This is a genomic window from Bosea sp. Tri-49, from assembly GCF_003952665.1.
Classification (GTDB): Bacteria; Pseudomonadota; Alphaproteobacteria; order Rhizobiales; family Beijerinckiaceae; genus Allobosea.
The window spans coordinates 4,897,310-4,917,742 of the sequence record NZ_CP017946.1 but is presented as its reverse complement, the minus strand read 5'-3'; the positions used below and the strand labels follow the sequence as shown (position 1 = coordinate 4,917,742).

The 20,433-nt window shown below is 66.4% G+C and carries 18 protein-coding genes; 7 read left to right on the top strand and 11 right to left on the bottom strand.

Features of this window, described 5'->3' with window-relative positions:
- Window positions 1-3 precede the first annotated feature (3 nt).
- Window positions 4-1,209 (bottom strand): MFS transporter, encoded by a 1,206-nt coding sequence (locus BLM15_RS23755; protein WP_126115067.1) that lies wholly within the window; start codon window positions 1,207-1,209, stop codon window positions 4-6.
- On the opposite strand from BLM15_RS23755, the gene BLM15_RS23750 reads away from it, so the two are divergent.
- Window positions 1,108-2,136 (top strand): AraC family transcriptional regulator, encoded by a 1,029-nt coding sequence (locus tag BLM15_RS23750; RefSeq protein ID WP_236846399.1) that lies wholly within the window; start codon window positions 1,108-1,110, stop codon window positions 2,134-2,136. The genes BLM15_RS23755 and BLM15_RS23750 overlap by 102 nt on opposite strands.
- An 81-nt stretch (window positions 2,137-2,217) precedes the next feature.
- Here the strand turns inward: BLM15_RS23750 and BLM15_RS23745 are convergent, their stop codons facing one another.
- The 4 genes from BLM15_RS23745 to BLM15_RS23730 form a co-directional block, all read right to left on the bottom strand.
- The gene (locus BLM15_RS23745; RefSeq protein WP_164547618.1) at window positions 2,218-3,135 is read right to left on the bottom strand and encodes a TorF family putative porin; all 918 of its coding nucleotides are present in this window, start codon (window positions 3,133-3,135) and stop codon (window positions 2,218-2,220) included.
- 214 nt (window positions 3,136-3,349) lie between these two features.
- A complete protein-coding gene (locus tag BLM15_RS23740; RefSeq protein WP_126115064.1) occupies window positions 3,350-4,768 on the bottom strand; it encodes a L,D-transpeptidase family protein in 1,419 nt (472 codons plus the stop codon).
- 198 nt (window positions 4,769-4,966) lie between these two features.
- The gene (locus tag BLM15_RS23735) at window positions 4,967-5,920 is read right to left on the bottom strand and encodes an acetyl-CoA carboxylase carboxyltransferase subunit alpha (protein ID WP_206438699.1); all 954 of its coding nucleotides are present in this window, start codon (window positions 5,918-5,920) and stop codon (window positions 4,967-4,969) included.
- A gap of 109 nt (window positions 5,921-6,029) precedes the next feature.
- Window positions 6,030-6,800, bottom strand: coding sequence for a class I SAM-dependent methyltransferase (locus BLM15_RS23730; RefSeq protein ID WP_126115062.1), 771 nt, complete (start codon window positions 6,798-6,800; stop codon window positions 6,030-6,032).
- Window positions 6,801-6,923: 123 nt separating this feature from the next.
- On the opposite strand from BLM15_RS23730, the gene gloB reads away from it, so the two are divergent.
- Genes gloB through BLM15_RS23715 form a run of 3 tightly spaced genes read left to right on the top strand, consistent with a single transcriptional unit; the run spans window position 6,924 to window position 8,914 of the window.
- Window positions 6,924-7,688, top strand: coding sequence for a hydroxyacylglutathione hydrolase (gene gloB, locus BLM15_RS23725; RefSeq protein WP_126115061.1), 765 nt, complete (start codon window positions 6,924-6,926; stop codon window positions 7,686-7,688).
- Between the two features lie 6 nt (window positions 7,689-7,694).
- Window positions 7,695-8,150, top strand: a complete 456-nt coding sequence (locus BLM15_RS23720) for a cupin domain-containing protein (RefSeq protein ID WP_126115060.1) — start codon at window positions 7,695-7,697, stop codon at window positions 8,148-8,150.
- Between the two features lie 2 nt (window positions 8,151-8,152).
- Entirely contained in the window at window positions 8,153-8,914 is a 762-nt protein-coding gene (locus BLM15_RS23715; RefSeq protein WP_126115059.1) for a GNAT family N-acetyltransferase, read from the top strand.
- A gap of 2 nt (window positions 8,915-8,916) precedes the next feature.
- Here BLM15_RS23715 and yddG read toward each other — a convergent pair whose 3' ends face one another.
- Window positions 8,917-9,789 (bottom strand): aromatic amino acid exporter YddG, encoded by an 873-nt coding sequence (yddG, locus tag BLM15_RS23710; RefSeq protein ID WP_126115058.1) that lies wholly within the window; start codon window positions 9,787-9,789, stop codon window positions 8,917-8,919.
- 191 nt (window positions 9,790-9,980) lie between these two features.
- Window positions 9,981-10,811, bottom strand: a complete 831-nt coding sequence (locus BLM15_RS23705) for an alpha/beta fold hydrolase (protein ID WP_126115057.1) — start codon at window positions 10,809-10,811, stop codon at window positions 9,981-9,983.
- Window positions 10,812-10,931: 120 nt separating this feature from the next.
- Here BLM15_RS23705 and BLM15_RS23700 point away from each other — a divergent pair, with 120 nt between their 5' ends.
- Window positions 10,932-11,918 carry a GlxA family transcriptional regulator gene (locus BLM15_RS23700; protein ID WP_126115056.1) on the top strand — a complete coding sequence of 329 codons (987 nt, stop codon included), beginning with the start codon at window positions 10,932-10,934 and terminating at the stop codon, window positions 11,916-11,918.
- 33 nt (window positions 11,919-11,951) lie between these two features.
- Here the strand turns inward: BLM15_RS23700 and BLM15_RS23695 are convergent, their stop codons facing one another.
- Window positions 11,952-13,118 carry a pyridoxal phosphate-dependent aminotransferase gene (locus tag BLM15_RS23695; RefSeq protein WP_126115055.1) on the bottom strand — a complete coding sequence of 389 codons (1,167 nt, stop codon included), beginning with the start codon at window positions 13,116-13,118 and terminating at the stop codon, window positions 11,952-11,954.
- On the opposite strand from BLM15_RS23695, the gene BLM15_RS23690 reads away from it, so the two are divergent.
- The gene (locus tag BLM15_RS23690) at window positions 13,097-13,834 is read left to right on the top strand and encodes a GntR family transcriptional regulator (protein WP_236846398.1); all 738 of its coding nucleotides are present in this window, start codon (window positions 13,097-13,099) and stop codon (window positions 13,832-13,834) included. The two genes, BLM15_RS23695 and BLM15_RS23690, sit on opposite strands and share 22 nt — an antisense overlap.
- 95 nt (window positions 13,835-13,929) lie before the next feature.
- Complete coding sequence (locus tag BLM15_RS23685) at window positions 13,930-15,126, top strand: MFS transporter (protein ID WP_126115054.1); 1,197 nt, start codon at window positions 13,930-13,932, stop codon at window positions 15,124-15,126.
- Between the two features lie 33 nt (window positions 15,127-15,159).
- On the opposite strand, the gene BLM15_RS23680 is transcribed toward BLM15_RS23685, so the two are convergent.
- The 3 genes from BLM15_RS23680 to BLM15_RS23670 form a co-directional block, all read right to left on the bottom strand.
- Window positions 15,160-19,116, bottom strand: a complete 3,957-nt coding sequence (locus BLM15_RS23680) for an autotransporter outer membrane beta-barrel domain-containing protein (RefSeq protein ID WP_126115053.1) — start codon at window positions 19,114-19,116, stop codon at window positions 15,160-15,162.
- Between the two features lie 331 nt (window positions 19,117-19,447).
- On the bottom strand, window positions 19,448-20,170 hold the full coding sequence (phbB, locus tag BLM15_RS23675; protein WP_126115052.1) for an acetoacetyl-CoA reductase: 723 nt from the start codon (window positions 20,168-20,170) through the stop codon (window positions 19,448-19,450).
- A gap of 39 nt (window positions 20,171-20,209) precedes the next feature.
- Complete coding sequence (locus BLM15_RS23670; RefSeq protein ID WP_126115051.1) at window positions 20,210-20,425, bottom strand: DUF1737 domain-containing protein; 216 nt, start codon at window positions 20,423-20,425, stop codon at window positions 20,210-20,212.
- Window positions 20,426-20,433: the final 8 nt, after the last annotated feature.

Genomic DNA, 20,433 nt, shown 5'->3' with positions numbered 1-20,433 from the left:
AGCTCAGCTCCGCACACGCTGTGGCAGACGCGGCAGCAGGATGGTCAGCAGTCCCAACAGCGGCAGATAGGAGCAGACGCGGTAGACGAAGGTGATGCCATAGGCGTCAGCGAAGCCGCCGAGGAAGGCGGCGCCGAGCCCGCCCGCGCCGAAGGCGAAGCCGAAGAACATGCCGGCAATCAGGCCGACGCGGCCCGGAACAAGCTCCTGCGCGAACACCACAATGGCCGAGAAGGCCGAGGCGAAGATCAGCCCGATCACACCGCACAGCACGCCGGTCCAGAACAGGTTGGCGTAGGGCAGCAGCAGCGCGAACGGGATGACGCCCAGGATCGAGAACCAGATCACGAAGCGCGCCCCGAAGCGGTCACCGATCGGGCCGCCGGCAAAGGTGCCGACCGCGGCCGCGCCCAGGAACAGGAACAGCATCAGCTGCGCATCGCGGAAGCCGAGCTGGAATTGCTCGATGACGTAGAAGGTGAAGTAGCTCGATATGCTCGCCATGTAGACGTTCTTCGTCGCGGTCAGCAGCACCAGGACGAACAGGGCGAAGGCGACGCGCCGCCCCGGCAGCGGCAAGGCACGGCTGGCGGCCGGGCGGCCGGCATGCTCGCGGCGATGAGCCGCATACCAATGGCCGACCCGGGTGAGGACGACCACACCCGCCATGGCGATGACCGAGAGCCAGGCGACGCTGCCCTGGCCGAAAGGCAGGACGATAAAGGCGGCCAGCAGCGGCCCCAGCGCCGAGCCGAGATTACCACCGACCTGGAACAGCGACTGCGCCAGACCGTGCCGTCCCCCTGAGGCGAGCCGCGCGACCCGCGACGCCTCCGGATGGAAGATTGCCGATCCCAGGCCAATCAGGCAGGCGGCCACAACCAGCACCGCGAAGTTATGGGCATTGCCGAGCAGGATCAGGCCACCGAAGGTCGAGGCCATTCCGGCGGGCGCCGAATAGGGCATCGGCCAGCGATCGGTCACCAGGCCGACGACCGGCTGCAGCAGCGAAGCCGTGACCTGGAAGGCCATGGTCAGCAGGCCGATCTGGACGAAATCCAGCGCGTAGTTGGCCTTGAACAGCGGATAGAGCGAGGCCAGCAGCGATTGCATCACGTCGTTCAGCAGATGGCAGAAGCTGACCGCCAACAGAACGGAAACCGTCGTCTTCTCGAAGCGGGGGCGGCTCCCCTCCATCGTTGCAACCATTGCGGTATTCCCTGCGCGCAAACCTGTCTCGGCGCTCCTTCTACAGGGCTTGCTCGTGACCTGCTTTCGTGTTTCGGTCTAATTGTTTCGCGTTTGGGCCATTCGGTGAAAAAGCTGCCGCAGCAACAGGTCGATGCCCTTCATGCCGACCATCGCCGCCTTCACGGCCGGGTTTCTGACTCGGATGGCGATATCCTGATCCGCATTTCCGATAACCCGGCCGGGTACAGGATCCCGTCGCACTGCCATCGCCATATCCAGCTGCTCTGCGCCTTCTCCGGCGTCGTACTGATCGAGACCGAACGCGGCTGCTGGATGATCCCGCCGGGGCATGCTCTCCTCATCCCCGCCCAGCTGCAGCACTCCGTCGAGATGCTGAGCGATGTCAGCATCAAGTCGGTCTATCTCCTCACCGGCGATGACGAGCTGGCGCTGCGCATGCTGCAGGTCCTCGGGGTCACCAATCTGGCCCATGCGCTGATCACCGAAGCGATCCGCCTGAGTGACGCCCCGCCCGGCAACCGCAAGCTCGAGCTCGTCCTGGGGCTGCTGACGGCCGAGATCGCCGCGCTGCCGATCCAGCCGCTCGGCCTGCCCTTCCCTGCAGACAGGCGCCTTGCCGCCCTCTGCCGCGCCTATATGGCCGCTCCGTCTGTCAGTGAGCGTCTCGACGACTGGGCCGCGAAGCTGGCGATGAGCCGGCGGACCTTCACACGGCTTTTCCAGCGCGAAACCGGCTTGAGCTTCGTCGCTTGGCGCCAGCAGGCCAGCCTTTTCGCCTGCCTTCCGCGCCTGGCGGAAGGTGTCTCGGTCACGGAGGTCGCCATGCTGGCGGGTTATGACAATGTCGCGGCGTTCACGACCATGTTCAGGCGCCGACTGGGCACCGCGCCACGCAACTATATGAAGGCCTCGCTCGCGCGATAGTGCCCGCTGCTCGGTCGCGGCAACGAAAAAGGGCCGCTCTCGCGAGCGGCCCTGTCTGAAGCAGCCCGTGCAACCGAGCTATTACTTCGGCGCGAAGATGCCGACGCTGCTGGCGGTGATATCGAAGGACAGCGTCGCCACCACGGTCGGGTTGCACCACTTCGAGCGACTCGAGCCCGAGGTAATGCCGCGCGGATCGGCGGTCAGCAGGAAGCAATCGCTCTTCGACAGGTTGGTGTCGTGATAGCGCACATCCGCCGTCAGGTTCTTCCAGGTGTAGGAGACACCGGCGTTCCAGTAGGCGTAATCGGGTAGGTTGGTCGGCGGCACTGTCGACCAGATCGCGAGATTGGTCGTGCCAAGCCAGTAATGGCCGAACTCGCCCGAGACCGACAGGCCTTCCAGGAACGGCAGATTGTATTTCGCCGTCACCGAGGCATAGGTGCCGGAGGCGCCGGTGCCGAGCCAGTCCCAGGCGTAGAAGACGTTAGCGCCGAGGATCAGCTTGTCTTCGAAGTTATAGCTAACCTTGCCATAGACCTCGGTGTAGTCGGTGTTCTTCGGCGTCCAGAACACGCCGGCCGTGTCGATATAGGCCTTCTCACCCGGATAGTAGTACTGCCAGACGCCGACATCGACGGTGACCGGGCCGAACTTCGGCCGAATGCCGCCGTAGAAGTCGATCTCGGCCGGCGGGCTGGTCGCCAGATCGACATTCGAGGCGTAGACGCCGACATAGAACAGGTTGTCGTAAATCTGCAGCTCCGCACCACCCTGGATCGCCGGCTTGCGGTCGGTCTGGGAGATGCCGCGGAAATTATAGTCCGTCATGCCCTTCACGCTGACGGCGATGTCGAACCAGGTGATGCTCGGCGCCACCGGCACCGGCGGCGCGCCCTTGCGGCTGGGCAGGTCCGAGGCGAGCGCCGCGCCCGAAACCGTCAGCGCCATCGAAAGCGCAAAGCCCGTCAGCAAGCCGGAAGTTTTCAAGGCAGCCATCGCGAACTCCATCAAGATCCCTGCACGATTCTCGTCATGCATTCGCCATGATTAAGCCTGCGCAGGCGCAATATCGGCAAGGCGAGGTTTTTTGCAACCTGCTCGCGCAATGAGCAATACCGGTGGATTTCGCTGTTTAGACGCCTAGAAAAGCGCCCGCGGCCATTGCTGGCCGCGGGCGTGACTTTTTTACATCAGGCGATTGCCGGGCCGCTCAGCGCGCCACAGGCTGGCTCGCATAGGAGGCGTCGGGCTGCAGCTGGGACGTGCGCAGGGTTGAAGCCCGGCGCGGCGGCAGCGGCGCAGTCACCGTCTGCGGCGTCTCGGGCACGACGGAGGCGACCGGCGCCTGCTCCTTCGACTCGGAGGAGCCGCTGCCGAGAAGCGGCACGAAGCTCAGCGCCCGCTGATAGAAGGAGGACTGCGCCGGCTCGGCCGCAGCCGTCTGGATCGGAGCGGCAGTCGCGGCACCCGGCGTGGCCTTGGCGACCTGCGTCGCCGCATCGCTCGCCGGCTTGGCGGCGGGTTGGGCAGCCGCAGGCTTGGCCGGCGCGGCGGCAACTACGGACTTGGCTTCCTCCGCCTGCGCGCTGCTGACCGCGGCGAGCACAGCGTCGTTGTCAGCCGATTCGGCCCGGACGGTCGCCTTGGTCCGTCCCTTGTCGTCGAGCACGACGACACGCGGGCCGATCAGCGAGTCGACGCGGCTGATGCCGACATCGCGCGAGCCCCAGGCGACCGACCTGTTCATCGAATCGGCGCCGGACTGGGCCAGCTGGCGCTTGAACGAGGAATGCTGGTCGCCGTCATCATAGATCAGCTTGACCGCGGGCGTCCCCTTCGACACCAGCGCCGCAACCTGAATCTCGTCCTGCTGGCGCTTCTCGGAGAGCGCCTGCGTCAGCGACGGATCGACCTGAACGCCGTCGCGATTGAAGGCGTAACGCCCACCGACCACCGAAACCGAAGGCTCGTCCTTGGCCACCTCGAAGAAATCGGAGCCTTCCTTCAGGTTCTTCCAGAAGGCGATGTTCGGGTCGAGCCGGTGCTTGGCAAGGTTCTCCGGCGTCATCCGGAAGGGAAAGGCCTGCATCTGCACCGCCCGCTGCCCACCATTCTGGGCCTCGCGCACCAGAGCATAGATCTCGCCGATCTGGTCGTCCGTCATCGAATAGCAGCCGGCTGACGAGCAGGCGCCGTGTACCATCAGATGCGCGCCGGTGCGGCCATGCGCCCGGTCATACGCGTTCGGATAGCCCATGTTGAACGAGACGTAGAACGACGAATTCGGGTTCATCTGCGCCGGGGCGATAGCGTAGAAGCCCTCCGGCGCCATGCGGTCGCCCTCGCGGACCTTCGGACCGAGCTGGCCCGACCAGCGGCACATCGGGAAGGTCTTGAGCAGCGCATACTTGCCGTCGGCGCGCTTCTTCCAGACCTCAAGCTCCGACTCCTTCTTGTAGGAGCGAATCACGATCGGCTGGCTCTTGCTCATGCCCTTCTCGGACATCAGCGTGTAGGTCGCGGACGGGATCGGGATGTTATGGCGCGCGGAGCCGCGATAGCGGTCCTCTTCGCAAGCTGCCAAAGTGAGGCCAAGGAGCGCCGCCAGCGCGAAATGTCTCACAGCCACGTCGTCAATCCCATCTCGCGCGGACGTTCGGACCCGACAATGCCCAATACAACGCGGCCGAATTATGCCCGTTGCCCGGTTGTAGGACCGTTAGCCTTGACCGTTCCTTACCACAGGGGTTCTGCAGATGGCCATATGGTGAAGCTGCGGTAAAGCCCCTGCCGAGCCATATGCGCGGTTCCGTGCGGCCACTCCCGGCTATAGTGTCCGGCCGATCGCCAGATACTTCTGCGCCCGCCTGTCGATAATCTCGTCGGCGCTCAGTCCGGCGAGATCGGACAGCGCGGCCGCGATCGCCGCACCGGCCCGCTCGATCGCAGCCTGCGGGTCACGATGGGCGCCGCCGGTTGGCTCGGTGACGATTTTGTCGATCACGCCGAAGCGTAGCAGGTCCTGGGCCGTGATCTTCATACCGGTCGCGGCATCCTGGGCGCGCGCCGTGTCGCGCCAGAGGATCGAGGCCGCGCCTTCCGGCGAGATCACCGAATAGATCGCGTGCTCCAGCATCAGCACCTTGCTGGCAGCGGCGATGGCGATCGCCCCGCCGGAACCACCCTCGCCGATCACCAGCGCGACGCTCGGCGTGCGCAGCGCAAGGCAGGTCTCGGTCGAGCGCGCGATCGCCTCGGCCTGGCCACGCTCCTCCGCCTCGATGCCGGGATAGGCGCCCGCGGTATCGATGAAGCTCAGCACCGGCAGGCCGAAACGGTCGGCCAATTCCATCAGGCGCACCGCCTTGCGATAGCCTTCCGGCTTCGGCATGCCGAAATTGTGCCGGATGCGAGTCTCGGTCGAGTTACCCTTTTCCTGGCCCATCACGCAGACCGGCTCGCCGCGGAAGCGACCGAAGCCACCGACGATCGCCTCGTCCTCGCCGAAGGCACGATCACCCGCGAGCGGGGTGAACTCGTCGATCAGTGCCGAGCAGTAGTCGAGAAAGTGCGGGCGCTGCGGATGGCGCGCCACCAGCGTCTTCTGCCAGGGCGTGAGGGCGCCGTAGAGGTCCTTCAGCGCCTGCGAGGCCTTGGCCTCGAGCTTGCCGACCTCCTCGGCGAGCGAATAGCCGTCGCCCTTGCCGTCGAGTGTACGCAGTTCATCCGCCTTCGCCTCGAGCTCGGCGACCGGCTTTTCGAAATCGAGATAGCTTCGCATCGACATCCAGATCTGGTCCCGCTTTCCCAGGGAAAAGGCGGCGGCACGGGCCGCGACGACGGAACGGTCAAAAAAGGCGGCGGACCTTGTCCGCGCCCCGGCGAAATTGTCAACCCGCCGGCCCACCCCCATCATCCTGCCGCGGCATGTGCGAAGAGGAGTGAGCCTGCGGCAGCAGCACCGGCCGGAAGGCGAAGCTGCGCCGCGTCGCGCGCAAGGGCGCGCGTCGGTAGAACTGCTTGGTCGCGTCGATGACATAGACGCCGGCGAAGGGCAGCGACAGCCCGGCACCGACCTTCTCCCAGGCCATCGCCGAGCGCATGAACAAGCGCCGGCGCAGCGGCGGCACATAGAGCGCTTCGACCCAATGCTCGGGCGAGAACATCGCGCGGCGCATCAGCGCCTCGATCTGCGAGCGGCTGAACGGCCGGCCATGACCGAACGGCGTCGTATCCATTCGCGCCCACAGGCCGCGCCTATTCGGGACAACGACGATCAGGCGCCCGCCGGGGCTGAGCACCCGCGAGATCTCCTCGAGCAGGTCCTCGGGACTCTCGGTCTCTTCCAGAGCGTGCACCATCAGCACGCGGTCGATCGAAGCGGTCGGCAGGGGCAGCAGCGTCGGCTCGACCAGGGCTGAAGCCGAGAGGCCTGGCGAAGGCCAGTTCACCACGCCCTGCGCCGCCGGCATGAAGGCGATGACCCGCTCGGCCTCGCCGCCGAGCAGCGGCAGATAGGGCGTCGCGAACCCCAAACCCAGCAGGCGCTGGCGCCGGCAATCCGGCCAGAGCTTCAGCATCACCTTGCCGACGATCCGGCGCGCCACATGCCCGAGCGGGCTGGCATAGAAGGTGCGCAGGTCGACGACGTCCAAGGCCATGCCAACGGAGATGGCGCAGCGGTAGCGCGAGCGCAAGAGCGGCGTTCGGCAACGCGACCGTCTTGATACCGGCGCGCGCTTGCTTCAAGCAGGCGTCTCGACTGCCGATTGCCGGAGTTTGCCATGCCGCTCGACATCCATGTCTTCCGCACGCTCAGCGACAATGCCGGCGCATTGCTGCGCGACCCCGGCACTGGCGCCTGCGCCACCGTCGATGTCCCCGATGCCGACGAGGTGCTCGCCGCCGCCAAGGCAAAGGGCTGGACGATCAGCCAGGTGCTGGTGACGCATGAGCACGCCGACCACGTCCAGGGCATCGCCGCGCTGAAGCAGGCGACCGGCGCCAAGGTGTTCGCACCGGAAGCGGCTCGCGCCGGCGCCCCCGTCGACGTCGTCCTCGGCGAAGGCGACCGCGTCGCTGTCGGCAGCTACGAATTCGAGACCTGGGCGACGCCTGGCCATGCCGAGGGCCATGTCAGCCTCATCAGCAAGAAAGCCAGCCTCGCACTGGTCGGCGACGTCGTCTTCGTCATGGGCTGCGGCCGCGTCATGCCCGGCCGGATGGATGCGATGTGGACCTCGCTGTCGCGGATCATGGTGCTGCCGGACGCAACCACGCTGATCACCGGCCACGACTACACCCTGTCGAATGCCCGCTTCGCCGCGGCGATGGACCCGAGCAACGCCACCGTCGCCGCCCGCCTCGCCGAGGCCGAAGCGGCCAAGGCTGAAAGCCGCTTCTGGGCTGTGACCACGGTCGGCGAGGAGAAGGCGACCAATCCCTTCTTCCGCGCCGGCGAACAGGCGCTGGCCGCAACGCTCGGCATCGTCGGCAAGCCGGCCGGCGAGGTCTTTACGGCGCTGCGCGAGGCCAAGAACAGGTTCTGATCCGCGATGAATACGCTGAGCGGCCTCAGCGCCGCCGAGGTCATCCGCCTGCTCGAACTGAAGCCCCATCCCGAGGGCGGGCATTATCGCGAGACCTTCCGCGATCCCGCTGGGCCGGAGGGGCGCGGCTTCTCGACCGCGATCTACTATCTGCTCGACGTCGGCGAGACCTCGGAATGGCATCGCGTCGATGCCGCCGAGATCTGGCACCATTATGCTGGCGCCCCTCTGGTGATCACGCTCTCGCCGAACGGGCATGACGCTTCGGCCCACCATCTCGGCAAGGACCTCGCTGCCGGCCAGCGCCCGCAGATCGTCGTGCCGGCCGGGCACTGGCAGAGCGCGACCTCGCTCGGCGCCTGGACCTTGGTCGGCTGCACGGTCGCGCCGGGCTTTGCCTTCTCCGGCTTCGAGATGGCGCCGTCTGACTGGCGGCCTACACCGCGTCCGGCCGGAGGCTGACCGTGGACAAGCCCGTCATTGATATGGCGCTAGTGAGCGCCTGCGAGACCCGTATCGTCAACGCTTGGCCCGCACCGACCACGCTCGTCGTCGACCAATGGGTCGTGCGCTTCGCCAACGGCTATTCCGGCCGGGCCAATTCAGCCTCCTCGCTGCGCGAAGATGGCGACATGGACGAGGCGACGCTCGCCTTCGTCGAGGACCTCTATCGCCAGGCCGGCCTGCCGCCACGCATTCGCTTCACGCCTCTGGTCGCCGAAGGCGCCCGCCAGCGCTTCGCCGAGCGCGGCTACCGCATCGAGACCGCTTCCTTCGGCATGGTCGCCGAGCTCGACCCTGGCCTGCATCCGCCCATTCCCGGCATGATCGCGACCACCCAGGCGGACGACGCCTGGATCGATGGCGTCTGCGCTCACCAGACTGGCGCGAAGCGCAACCGCGAGCATCTCGCCGCCATCGTCTCTGGCGTGCGCCTGCCCGCCGCCTTCGCGACGCTGCTGCATGAGGGACGCCCCGCAGCCTATGCGATGAGCGTCGCCGAGCGCGGCATGGCCGAGATCGGCGCGGTCATCGTCGACGAATCCTTACGCGGCAAGGGCCTCGGCAAGCAGCTGATGCTCGGGCTGATGGGCTGGGCCGCGGCGCAGGGCTGCACCCAGGCCTATCTCCAGGTCGACCAGAGCAACGGCCTCGCCTTCGAGATGTACAAGCGGCTCGGTTTCCGCACGGTCTACGCCTACGAGACGCGCATCCTCGACGTTTGAGGCTAGCCGCCAGCGGTCAGCCTCTTCGGCCCGAAGCTCGCGACCAGCGCGCCGACGACGATCAGCACGCAGGAGATGGCGAGGAGCCAACTCGCCGGCGCATAGCCGGCGATGACCAGGACAACGGTCGAGAGCACCGGCGCGGCATAGGAGGCAACGCCAAGGAAAGCGACGTCGCCCTTCTTCATGCCGATGTCCCAGCAGATGAAGGCGAGCCCGATCGAGCCGAGGCCAAGGCCGAGCACGCCGCCCCATTCGACCGCGTTCGGCGCCCACAGGGTCGTCTCGAAGACAAGATGGCAGGCGAAGGCTGGAATCGCGCAGCCGAGCATGGTGATGGCCAGGCTCTCGGACGGCACCCCGGCGAAGCGCCGCGACAGCACCGAATAGCTCGCCCAGACGAAGGCGCCGAGCGCCGCCAGCACATGGCCGAGCTGGATGCCGGCGCCGCCCGCGCCGAGGCTTCCGGAGATCAGCAGCGCTGTGGCGGCGAGGCCGATCAGCGCCCCGACCAGATGTCGGGCCTTGAGCCCCCCGCCCGGCAGCAGCGCCGCGAACAGCACGATCAATAGCGGCCAGAGATAATGGATCAGGTTGGCCTCGGCCGCCGGCGCCGTCTTCACCGCGGCATAATAGAGCGCAGTGTCGCCGAACGGCCCGTAGAGCCCGAGCAGGAAGGAGGCCGGCGTCGGCCGCGCCAGATGCAGCCGGCCCCGCGCCGCCGCGATCGCCAGCACGAAGACGCCGCCGATGACGAATGTCATGCCGACGAGCTGGAACGGCGGCACCCGCCCGGACATGGCGGTGAACAACGCCAGCGTCGACCAGAGCAGGATGGCGACGGAGCCGGTCGCGGTGGCAGTGGGGGAGGTCATGGGACGCGCTTCGGGATTGTGATTGGAAACCCGTTAAGCGCTGCGCCTCGTCATCGCCAGCCCGTTCGCAGCCTATGGCCGGCAGACCATCGGAATCTCACGCAAAAAGATCGCCGGCAGGCCACTGCAACGACCGTACCGGCAATCCTATCAAGCGGGTGGGGCCGATGACTCTGCCCCACCACTTCGCATCAGCCCTTGATGAAGGCGAGCAGGTCGGCGTTGATCACCTCGGGATGGGTGGTGCACATGCCGTGCGGCAGGCCGGCATAGGTCTTCAGCGTGCCGTTCCTGAGCAGCTTGACCGCGAGCGGCGCCGAGTCGGCATAGGGGACGATCTGGTCGTCGTCGCCATGCATCACCAGTACCGGCACCTCGATCGCCTTGAGATCCTCGGTGAAGTCGGTTTCCGAGAAGGCCTTGATGCAGTCGTAGTGTGCCTTGGTGCCGCCCATCATGCCCTGCCGCCACCAATTGTCGACGACGCCCTGCGAGACCTTGGCGCCTTCGCGATTGAAGCCGTAGAACGGGCCGGCGGGAACGTCGACATAGAACTGGGCGCGGTTGGCAACGAGCGCGGCGCGGAAGCCATCGAAGACCTCGATCGGCAGGCCGCCGGGGTTCTTCTCGGACTTGACCATGACTGGCGGCACCGCGCCGATCAGCACCGCCTTGGCGACGCGGCCAGCTTCAGCCCGGGCGACATAGTGGGCAACCTCGCCGCCGCCGGTGGAATGGCCGATATGGACGGCGTTCTTGAGGTTCAGATGGGCGGCGAGCTCGGCGACGTCGGCGGCGTAGGTGTCCATCTCGTTGCCGGTCGCGGTCTGACTGGAGCGACCGTGGCCGCGGCGGTCATGCGCGATCACCCGAAAACCCTGATGCAGGAAGAACAGCATCTGGTTGTCCCAATCGTCGGCGCTGAGCGGCCAGCCATGGTGGAAGACGATCGGTTGTGCGTCCTTCGAGCCCCAGTCCTTGTAGAAGATCTCGGTGCCGTCCCTGGTGGTGATCGTGCTCATCTGTCGCTTCCTTAGGCTTCGGGCGGCAGGATCGTCGCCCTTCGATGTGGACGGTTATAGGCGTGGCGGTGCATGCTGCCGCTTGGCGGAACCGACAATCAGCGGGGCAAAACTGACAGCATGACGACGGGCAAGCAGATTGTCGCAGAGATCGGGCTCCTGCTCTATCCGGATGTGCAGCTCGCGGCCGTCTACGGGCTGACCGACCTGTTCCGGATCGCTGGGGAGATGAGCCGGGAGCGCGCCGGACCGGACGCGCCCGTCATCCGCATCAGCCATTGGAGCCAGACCGCAGATGGCGCCAATGTGGAGTGCGTCTTCGACAGCCATCCCGGCCCTGCGCATGATCCGAGCCACCTGATCGCGCCGCCCAGCCTGATCATGCCGGCAAAGATGCAGCCGATGAACGGCCTCGCAACGTGGCTCGCCGAGCGCCATGGCGAGGGCACGACGCTATGCTCGGTCTGCGCCGGCGCCTTCCTGCTCGGCGAGGCCGGGCTGCTGGAGGGCCGCGAGGCGACGACGCACTGGGCCTTCGCCAAGGAATTGGCGGCACGCTTTCCGGCCGCGAAAGTCGATACCGACCGCATGGTGATCGACGATGGCGACCTCATCACCGCCGGCGGCATCCTGGCCTGGACCGATCTCGGCCTGACGCTGGTCGAGCGCCTGCTCGGACCGAGCGTGATGCTGGAGACCGCGCGCTTCCTGTTGATCGATCCGCCCGGGCGTACGCAGCAGCCCTACAGCCATTTCGTGCCGCGGCTCGACCATGGCGACGCCGCGATCCTGAAGGTGCAGCACTGGCTGCAGGCGAGCGGGGCGCGGGATCACGACGTGCCGGCGCTGGCAAAGCGGGCGGGCTTAGAGGAGCGCACCTTCCTGCGTCGCTTCCGCAAGGCGACGGGCCTGCGGCCGACCGAATATGCCCAGCAGGTCCGGATCGCCAAGGCGCGCGAAGCGCTGGAACTGAGCCGCCGCCCGGTTGCGCAGATCGCCTGGGATGTCGGCTATGAGGACGCCTCGGCCTTCCGCAAGCTGTTCCAGCGCATCACCGGGCTCGCCCCGGCCGACTACCGCCGCCGCTTCGGCGTCGCCGTCGCCTGAACAGGCAGCCGACCTCGCCGATTGAACCAGCGACTACAGGCCAAGCGCCGCGCGAACGCGGTCGCCCAGCCCGCGCAGGCGTGCAACCGGCTCATTGGCGTAGACGAAGCGGATGTATTGCGCGCCATGCGTCTCGCCCCAGCCGGCCATGGAGGTGGCGCAGACGCCCTGGGCTAGCAGCTTCTCAGACATCGCCGCCCCGTCGAGCCCGAAATCCGAGACGCGCAGTAGCAGCGACCAGCCGCCGCCGGGGACTCCGACCGGCAGGCCGCGCAGTTCCTCCAGCACGCAATCGCGCCGCGCCTGCAGTTCGTCGACATAAGGCGTCAGCGTCGTCGCGGAGTTCTCCAGCGCAGCCGCCACCGCGTCCTGCCCGATGCCCACCGGCACGACGACATTGGCCAGCGACACGGCGACCAGATCGGGCATGAGCGCCTCCGGCGCCACGATCCAGCCGACGCGCCAACCGATCATGCGCAGCTCCTTGGCGGAGGAGCCGACCGTGATCGTCCGCTCCGCCATGCCGGGCAGCCCGGCCGGATGCAGCACCGGGCGGCCGTCGAAGACCAGCCGCTCCATCGCCGTGTCGACGATCAGCAGCAGGTCGTGCGCGACGCAGAGCTCGGCTACGAGCGCCCAGTCGCCGGCGTCGAGGCAGCCGCCGGAAGGCATAGACGGCGACATCAGCAGCATCGCCGTGGTCTTCGGCCCGATGCTGGCACGCAACGCCTCGCGATCGAGCCGCCATTCGCCGCCCGGCTCGAAGATGAAGGGCGTGAAGCGCGGCACCCCGCCTGCAAGCCGCACACGGTTGATCAGCCCGGCATAGGTCGGATCGGTGACGATCACCTCGTCGCCGACCTCGATCGTCGCCAGCAGCACATTGAGGATGCCGGAGAGACCGCCGGCCGAGATCACGCAATTGCGCTCGCCACTATAGCTCACCCCCGCCAGCGCCGAGACATGCCGCACCGCGATCTCGCGCAAGCGCGCCTGGCCAATGAAGGGCAGATAGCTGTTGTGGGCATCCTCGCTGGCGGCGCGTACCGTGCGCGCGATCGCCGCGGGATCGGGAGGGATGTCGGTGTCGAGATTCTCCAACCGCAGGAAATCCTTGCCCGAAGCATCGGCGATTGATCCCATGCGGTCGACGCCGATTCCGGCGATATGGCGCAGGCGTGACGGTCGTTGGCGGAGCATATGGACACCTTAAATCATATATTATCTATGAAATCATACAGACCATGAGCTTGCAAGACCAGAGCGACAGCGATCACTCGCTCGCGGGGCGCATCGCGCGCAGCCTGGCGCAGCGCATCGTCACGGGGGCGCTGGCACCCGGCGCGCCGGTGCGGCAGGACCATGTCGCCGCCGAGTTCGGCGCGAGCCATGTGCCGGTCCGCGAGGCCTTCCGCACGCTCGAAGCGCAAGGATTGCTGGTCAGCGAGCCGCGGCGCGGGGTCCGTGTCGCCCCGCTCGAACCCGACCTCGTGCTCGAAGTCACGACGATGCGGGCGGCACTGGAGGCGCTGGCGTTGCGCCAGGGTTTTGCTCGGTTGACGGCAGCCGATCTGGATGAGGCCGCCGCAGCCCTTGCCGAAGCTGAAGCGAGCGGGGAACTGCTGGTCTGGCAGCGCGCAAACGAACGCTTCCACCGCGCGATCACGGCGTCCTGCCGCATGAAGCGGCTGCTCGCGACCATCGACGATCTGCACCGCACCTCGGCGCGCTTCCTGTTCGCGACCTGGCGAGACTTGGCTTGGCAGCCGCGCTCCGATTCAGAGCACCGGCAAATTCTCGATCATCTTGTGGCGGGCAGGATCGAAGAGGCGGCGCGGACCCTGGAAGCGCATATCCTCAACGCAGGCCAGGCCTTGGCGAAGAGGCTCCAGAGCAATCCTGTCCCCCCGCGCTAGACTGATGCCGCCCAGCTTCGGCGTGATGGCCGGCATGCGCCGGGTGCTTCGCCGAGCGATTGACCGCGCTGACATGCGGAGGCAAGCGTCGGGGCATGACGACGATCCCCCTGCCGAGCGCTTCCCGCCCGCTGATGCCGGTCCTGATGGCGCTCAGTGTCGCCCATCTGCTCAACGACCTGATCCAGTCGATGATCCCGGCGGTCTACCCGCTGATCAAGGACACCTATCAGCTCGACTTCGTGCAGATCGGCCTGATCACGCTGGCTTTCCAGGTCACCTCCTCGCTGCTGCAGCCGATCCTCGGCTACCTGACCGACAAGAAGCCCTGGCCCTATGCGATGGTCGCCGGCATGGGCGCGACGCTGGCCGGCCTGCTCTCGCTTGCCTTCGCCCACAGCTACCCGATGGTGCTGATCGCGGCGGCGCTGGTCGGTACCGGCTCGGCCGTATTCCATCCCGAAGCCACGCGCATGGCCCGCCATGCCGCCGCCGGCCGGCAGGGTCTGGCGCAGGGCGTCTTCCAGGTCGGCGGCCATGCCGGCTATGCGATCGGCCCGCTGCTCGCCGCTGCCGTCGTGGTGCCCAACGGCCAGGAGAGCCTGTCCTGGTTTTCCGGCATCGTGCTCGTCGCCATGATGCTGATGGCCTGGATCGGCGCGCGCTATACCGCCTTCCGCCGCGAGCAGGTCGCTTCGAAAAGCCATGCGGAAGACGTCGCCTCGCATGGCATGCCGCGCCGCCGCGTCCTGCTGGCAATGGCGGTGCTGATCGTCATCCTGTTCTCGAAGAACGCCTATACGGCCTCCTTCACCTCCTACTACACCTTCTACCTCATCGAGCGCTTCCAGGTTTCGCTGCAGCTCTCGCAGATCCTGCTCTTTCTCTATCTTGTCGTCGGCGCCGTCGGCGTGATCATCGGCGGCATGATCGGCGACCGGATCGGCCGCCACCGCGTGATCTGGCTGTCGATCCTGGGCAGCCTGCCCTTCGCGCTCGCTCTGCCCTATGCCGACCTCACCTGGACCGTGATCCTGAGCGTCGTCATCAGCTTCATCATGGCGAGCGCCTTCTCGGCGATCCTGATCTACGCGATCGACCTGGTGCCGCACCGGGTCGGGCTGGTCGGCGGGCTGTTCTATGGCCTTGCCTTCGGCCTCGGTGGCGTGGCAGCGGCGGCGCTCGGCGCACTCGCCGACAAGATCGGCATCATCCAGGTCTTCGCCCTCTGCGCCTGGCTGCCGGCCTTCGGGCTTCTGACCTTCCTGTTGCCGAAGGGCGCACGCTCGTAACAGGTTCGCGCCACCGTCTCGCGACAGCGCAGCTCACCAGATGACACGCAATCCGAGATTGCCACGCAGGCTGTGGCCCTTGTCGTCGCCGAGCGCCGTCACATAGCCGCCGGTCACGTAGAGGCTGACATTGGCGGTAATCTTGGCAACCACGCCACCGCCGACCTCGAGCGAAGTTCCCTTGAATCGCGTCGGGATCACATCGGTCGCATCGAACAGGACTTTGTCCGTACGGCTAAAATTGTGCCAGAGATTCGCCGTCAGATAGGGCTGGAGCTCGGCGGAGCCCCACAGGAAGCTCGTCTGCAGACGGGCGCCGACCCGCCCCGTCAGACTGTCGCCATTGTCGAAGGCGACGGCTGAGAACCTGTCACGGATCCGATCCAGCGACAGGTGCTGCCAGATCAGTTGCGCCTGTGGTTCAAGCGTGATGCCGGCACCCAGCGCGATCGGATAACCGCCCTCGAGCGAGGCGGTCACCGAGCTGCCCTCGATGTCGCCGCGCACGCCGCGATTTGAGCGCGCATCGCCATCGAGCCAGCTGTGCATCAGCACGGCATCGACATACCACCCCGTCGGGCCAAGATGCGTCCAATAGGCTCCGAGACTCTTCGAATCGAGCGTGAGCTTGCCGACCGGGCTGCGCCGCTGGCCGACGGCGAAACCACGGATGTCGCCCTCGGCGCGCCCATAACCGAAGAACAGGCCGAACCGGTCACGGTGGCCGCTCGGGTGGTCGATCCCATAGAGGTCGAGGCCAGTCTGCAGCCCCCAGATACGGCCGTCGAATTCCGGATCGACGGTTCCGGACCAGCGCTGCTCCGTCCGTTCGCCGAAGACCCGCCCCCAACCGGCGGCGAAGCTGCCCTGGCCATCCAGCAGGCCCTGCTCGCCGCGCCGCTGATGGAAGGTGCCGAGCGTCGCCACGCCGAGACGTCGCGCCATGGCCGGAACAGCAGCGTAGGCGGCGACCTCCGGCCGATAGAGCGGAATGGGGTCCGAGCCGGCTGGTACATCGGGCAGCGGCGGCGAGCCCGGCGCGGCTTGCGTATCCGAGCCACCCGTTTCCGCGACGACCGTGTTGCGCAGATACCAGTTCTCGCTCGATCCGCCGGTGGTGCTGCCGTGGAACAGGATATATTCATAGGCGCCGGCCGCGACCGGTCCGGCAAGCGAGAAGGCGGCTGCGCTCGTCGTCGCGCCGTTGATGGCATTGACCACCAGGATTCCGTCCCCGGCCGTGGCGCCGCCCGGCCCGCCGACATTGCGGATCGCGAGCCCTGAGGTCCCGCTTGCCGTGCCGCCATTGATCACCAGCAGGTCCGAAGGCGAGCCGTCGCTGCCGAGATAGGTGTTGAGCCCGACGGTGCCGCCGTGCCCGACATAATTGGACACGGTCAGGGTATTGCCGACGCCGGCGCCGCCAACCTGCGCGAGGCCCGCATTGGTCAGCGTGCCTGCGATCGTGAAGTTGCCCGTGCCGCCACCTGCAAAGGCGGCCACCGCATCGGCCACCGCGATCCGGCCATTATTCGTCACAGAGCCCGCGACCCGGCCATAACCGCCGAATGTCGCGCCTGCGAAGACCGAGACAGGCCCGCCCCCCGCCAGCGCCGCACCGCGATTGGCCGCATCGCCGATCGCTAGCGTGCCGGCCGTGACATTCGTCGCACCGGTATAGGTGTTGACGCTGGTCAGCACCGTCGTGCCGGCGCCGTCCTGCGTGACCGCACCGGTTCCGGAGATGATGCCGGCGAACGTCACAAGATCGGAACGGTTGAAGGCGAGCGTACCGTTGTTCGTGACATTGCCGACGATGCTGCCGCTCGTGCCGCCGGCGCCAAGCTGCAGCGTTCCCTGGGCGATGGTCGTGCCGCCCGTATAGGTGTTGCTGCCGGTCAGCACCGTCGTACCGGAACCCACCTGCGAGACCGCGCCGGCTCCGGAGATGATACCGGCGAACGTCACCGCGTTGGAGCGGTTGAAGACGAGCGTGCCGTTGTTGGTGACATTGCCGACGATGCTGCCGCTCGTGCCGCCGGCGCCGAGTTGCAATGTTCCCTGGGCGATGGTCGTGCCGCCCGTATAGGTGTTAGTGCCGGTCAGCACCGTCGTGCCGCCCCCCACCTGCGTGACCGCGCCGGTTCCGGAGATGGTGCCGGCGAACGTCACCGCGTCGGAGCGGTTGAAGACGAGCGTACCGTTGTTGGTGACATTGCCGACGATGCTGCCGCTCGTGCCGCCGGCGCCGAGTTGCAGCGTTCCCTGGGCGATGGTGGTGCCCCCGGTGTAGGTGTTAGTGCCGGTCAGCACCGTCGTGCCGGCTCCCACCTGCGAGACCGCGCCGGTTCCGGAGATCGTGCCGGCGAACGTCACTGCGTCGGAACGGTTGAAGGCGAGCGTGCCGTTGTTCACGACGTCACCGACGATGCTGCCGCTGGTGCCGCCGGCGCCGAGTTGCAGCGTTCCCTGGGCGATGGTCGTGCCGCCCATATAGGTATTGTTGCCGGTCAGGATCGTCGTGCCGGCCCCCACCTGCGTGACCGCGCCAGTCCCTGAGATGATACCGGCGAACGTCACCGCGTCGGAGCGGTTGAAGGCGAGCGTGCCGTTGTTGGTGACATTGCCGACGATGCTGCCGCTCGTGCCGCCGGCGCCGAGCTGTAGCGTTCCCTGGGCGATGGTGGTGCCACCGGTAAAAGTGTTGGCGCCGGTCAGGATCGTCGTGCCGGCGCCGGTCTTCTCGACCGCTCCGGTGCCACTGATCACCCCGGCATAAGTGCCGACATCAGGCTGGGTGAAGCGGACCAGACCGTTATTGGTGACGGTCGGCGTGATGCCCAGCGCCGGACCTTCGAGGATGCCGGCCGGGTCAACGATCGTCTGGCCCGTGAAAGCGGAATTGTCGCCGATCAGCCGTAGCGTGCCCTGCTGCACGTTGACGGTCTGAAAATCAGTCAGTGAACCGCTCAGCGTCCACGTACCGGGTTCGATCTTGTTCAGCCGCTCGAAACCGGTGACCAGGCTCGCATTCATCGCCGTGGGACCGGCCCCGGCGAGCACCAGGAGGTCAGTACCGTCGCCGCCGGTGATCCGCTGCGTCGCCGAGACATGAGCATCGCCGAGATTGCGCAGCGTCGCAGTGTCGTTGCCATCGCCCATGTCGATCAGGCCGCCGATCGTGCCACCCCCCTGCCAGAGGAAGGTGTCGGTGCCGGTGCTCATGCGGATCTCGCCACCGATCGCCCCGCCCGTCACGGTGACGCTGTCGGTGCCGCCGCTGACGCTGATATTGCCGCCGATCGAACCGCCCGAGACCGTGATCGTGTCGTTGCCGAAGCCCGCCACCAGGTTGCCGATGATCCGGCCGCCCGACATGTCGAAGATGTTGTTGTCGAGCTTCATGTCAACGCGGCCGATCGTGCCACCGCTCATCGTCGCGACGTCGCCGTCCTCGAAGGCACCGACGATGGTGCCCCCGGTCATCAGGAAACTGTCGCGCTGGTCGCCCTGCGCCAGCGAGCCGATCGTACCGCCAGTCATGACGAAAGTGTCGATGCCCAAGCCTTGGCTGACGGCGCCGTTGACCGTCCCGGCATTGATCTCGAACCGGTCGGCGCCGACATCGGTCGTAACACCGCCCGTCACTGTGACAGTGCTGCCGCCGGGCAGCGTGATCAGGCTGGTGCCGTCAGCGTTTGTGTAGTTGGCGATGGTTCCCCCGGCGAAGGTGACGGTCTTGGTTCCGGCGCCGCCAGTGATGCCGCCGCTATAGGTGCCGCTGTTGACGGTCAGCGTGTCATTGCCGGCCTGGAGGTTGATCGGCGCGGCAGTCGGATCAGGCGCCGTGCCGGCGTCACAGACGACAATATCGTTTCCGGCAGTGGTCGCTCCGCAGCCCGCGAGGGCGGTGTCAGCGTAGAACGCACAGGCGATCAGCGACGAAGTCGACAGCAAAGCAAGAGGGCGTGTCCGGGCGAGTCTTTGCATACTTCCCTCCTCGCAATGTCGCTGGCGACTCGCCGGACAACGCTTGCGGAGGAGCGAAGGACGATTCGTCGACTATGCCGCCGATTGTCGAAGTGATTCTAATCACAGGTCCAGCGAAAATTGTCCGCGATCATTAAAGCAACCCTAACGGGCGCCACGGGTCGGTCAGGCCGTCATTGCCGGAAGCAGCTGAAAAGGTTGTGTTTCAAAGGGAGCCAAGCAATCGGCATTTCATGACCTGATTGCATTCAGTGGCAGACAACATCTCGTAAAAAACCCGCTGCGCGCTCTCGAACGCAGCGGGCGGATACGAAAAGGCAGGCGATGCCGCTCAGGCCATGTACTGGCCGCCATTGACCGCAAAGGTCGCGCCCGTGGCGAAAGCGCCATTGTCCGAAGCGAGGAAGACCACCGTCTGCGCGATCTCCTCCGGCTTGCCAAGACGCCCGACCGGGATGCCGGCGACGACGCGCGTCAGCGCCTCCTCCGGCATGGCAGCGACCATGTCGGTGCCGATATAGCCCGGCGTGATCGCGTTGACCGTGATGCCCTTGTTGGCATTCTCCTGCGCCAGCGCCTTGACGAAGCCGATATCGCCGGCCTTGGCCGCCGAATAGTTGACCTGGCCCATCTGGCCCTTCTGGCCGTTGATCGAGGAGATCACGATGATCCGGCCAAAGCCGCGCCCGCGCATGCCTTCGATCACCGGTCGCGTCATGTTGAATAGTGAATCGAGATTGGTGCGGATGACGGCTGACCACTGGTCTTTGGTCATCTTGTGGAAGAAGCCGTCCTTGGTGATGCCGGCATTGTTGACGAGAATATCGACCGGCCCGACCTCGGCCTCGACCTTGGCGATGCCGGCGGCGCAGGCATCGTAGTCGCCGACATCCCATTTATAGACCGGAATTCCGGTTTCGGCCTTGAACTTGGCGGCGGCCTCGTCGTTGCCGGCATAGCTCGCGGCGACCTTGTAGCCCGCTTCATGCAGAGCCTTGCAGATCGCCGCGCCAATGCCGCGTGTGCCCCCCGTAACTAATGCAACTTTAGCCATCGTCGCCTTCTCCCTCTTAGACGCGGCTACGAGGCCGCGTTATTCTTTGCTGAGATCGAGACCGGGCTCGTAAGTCCGGTCGACATCCTTGATGATCGCCTGGCCGCAGATCACCCGACCCACCTTCGCGTCATAGGTCAGGGTCGGGTGACCATAGAGGATCCAGCCCCGGCTCAAAGCTTCCGAGACCCGATGACAGAACGAGGCGTCATCGGGGCCGGTGAGATAGCGATAGAGCGTGGTCTGCTTCGGCATGGCGAGGC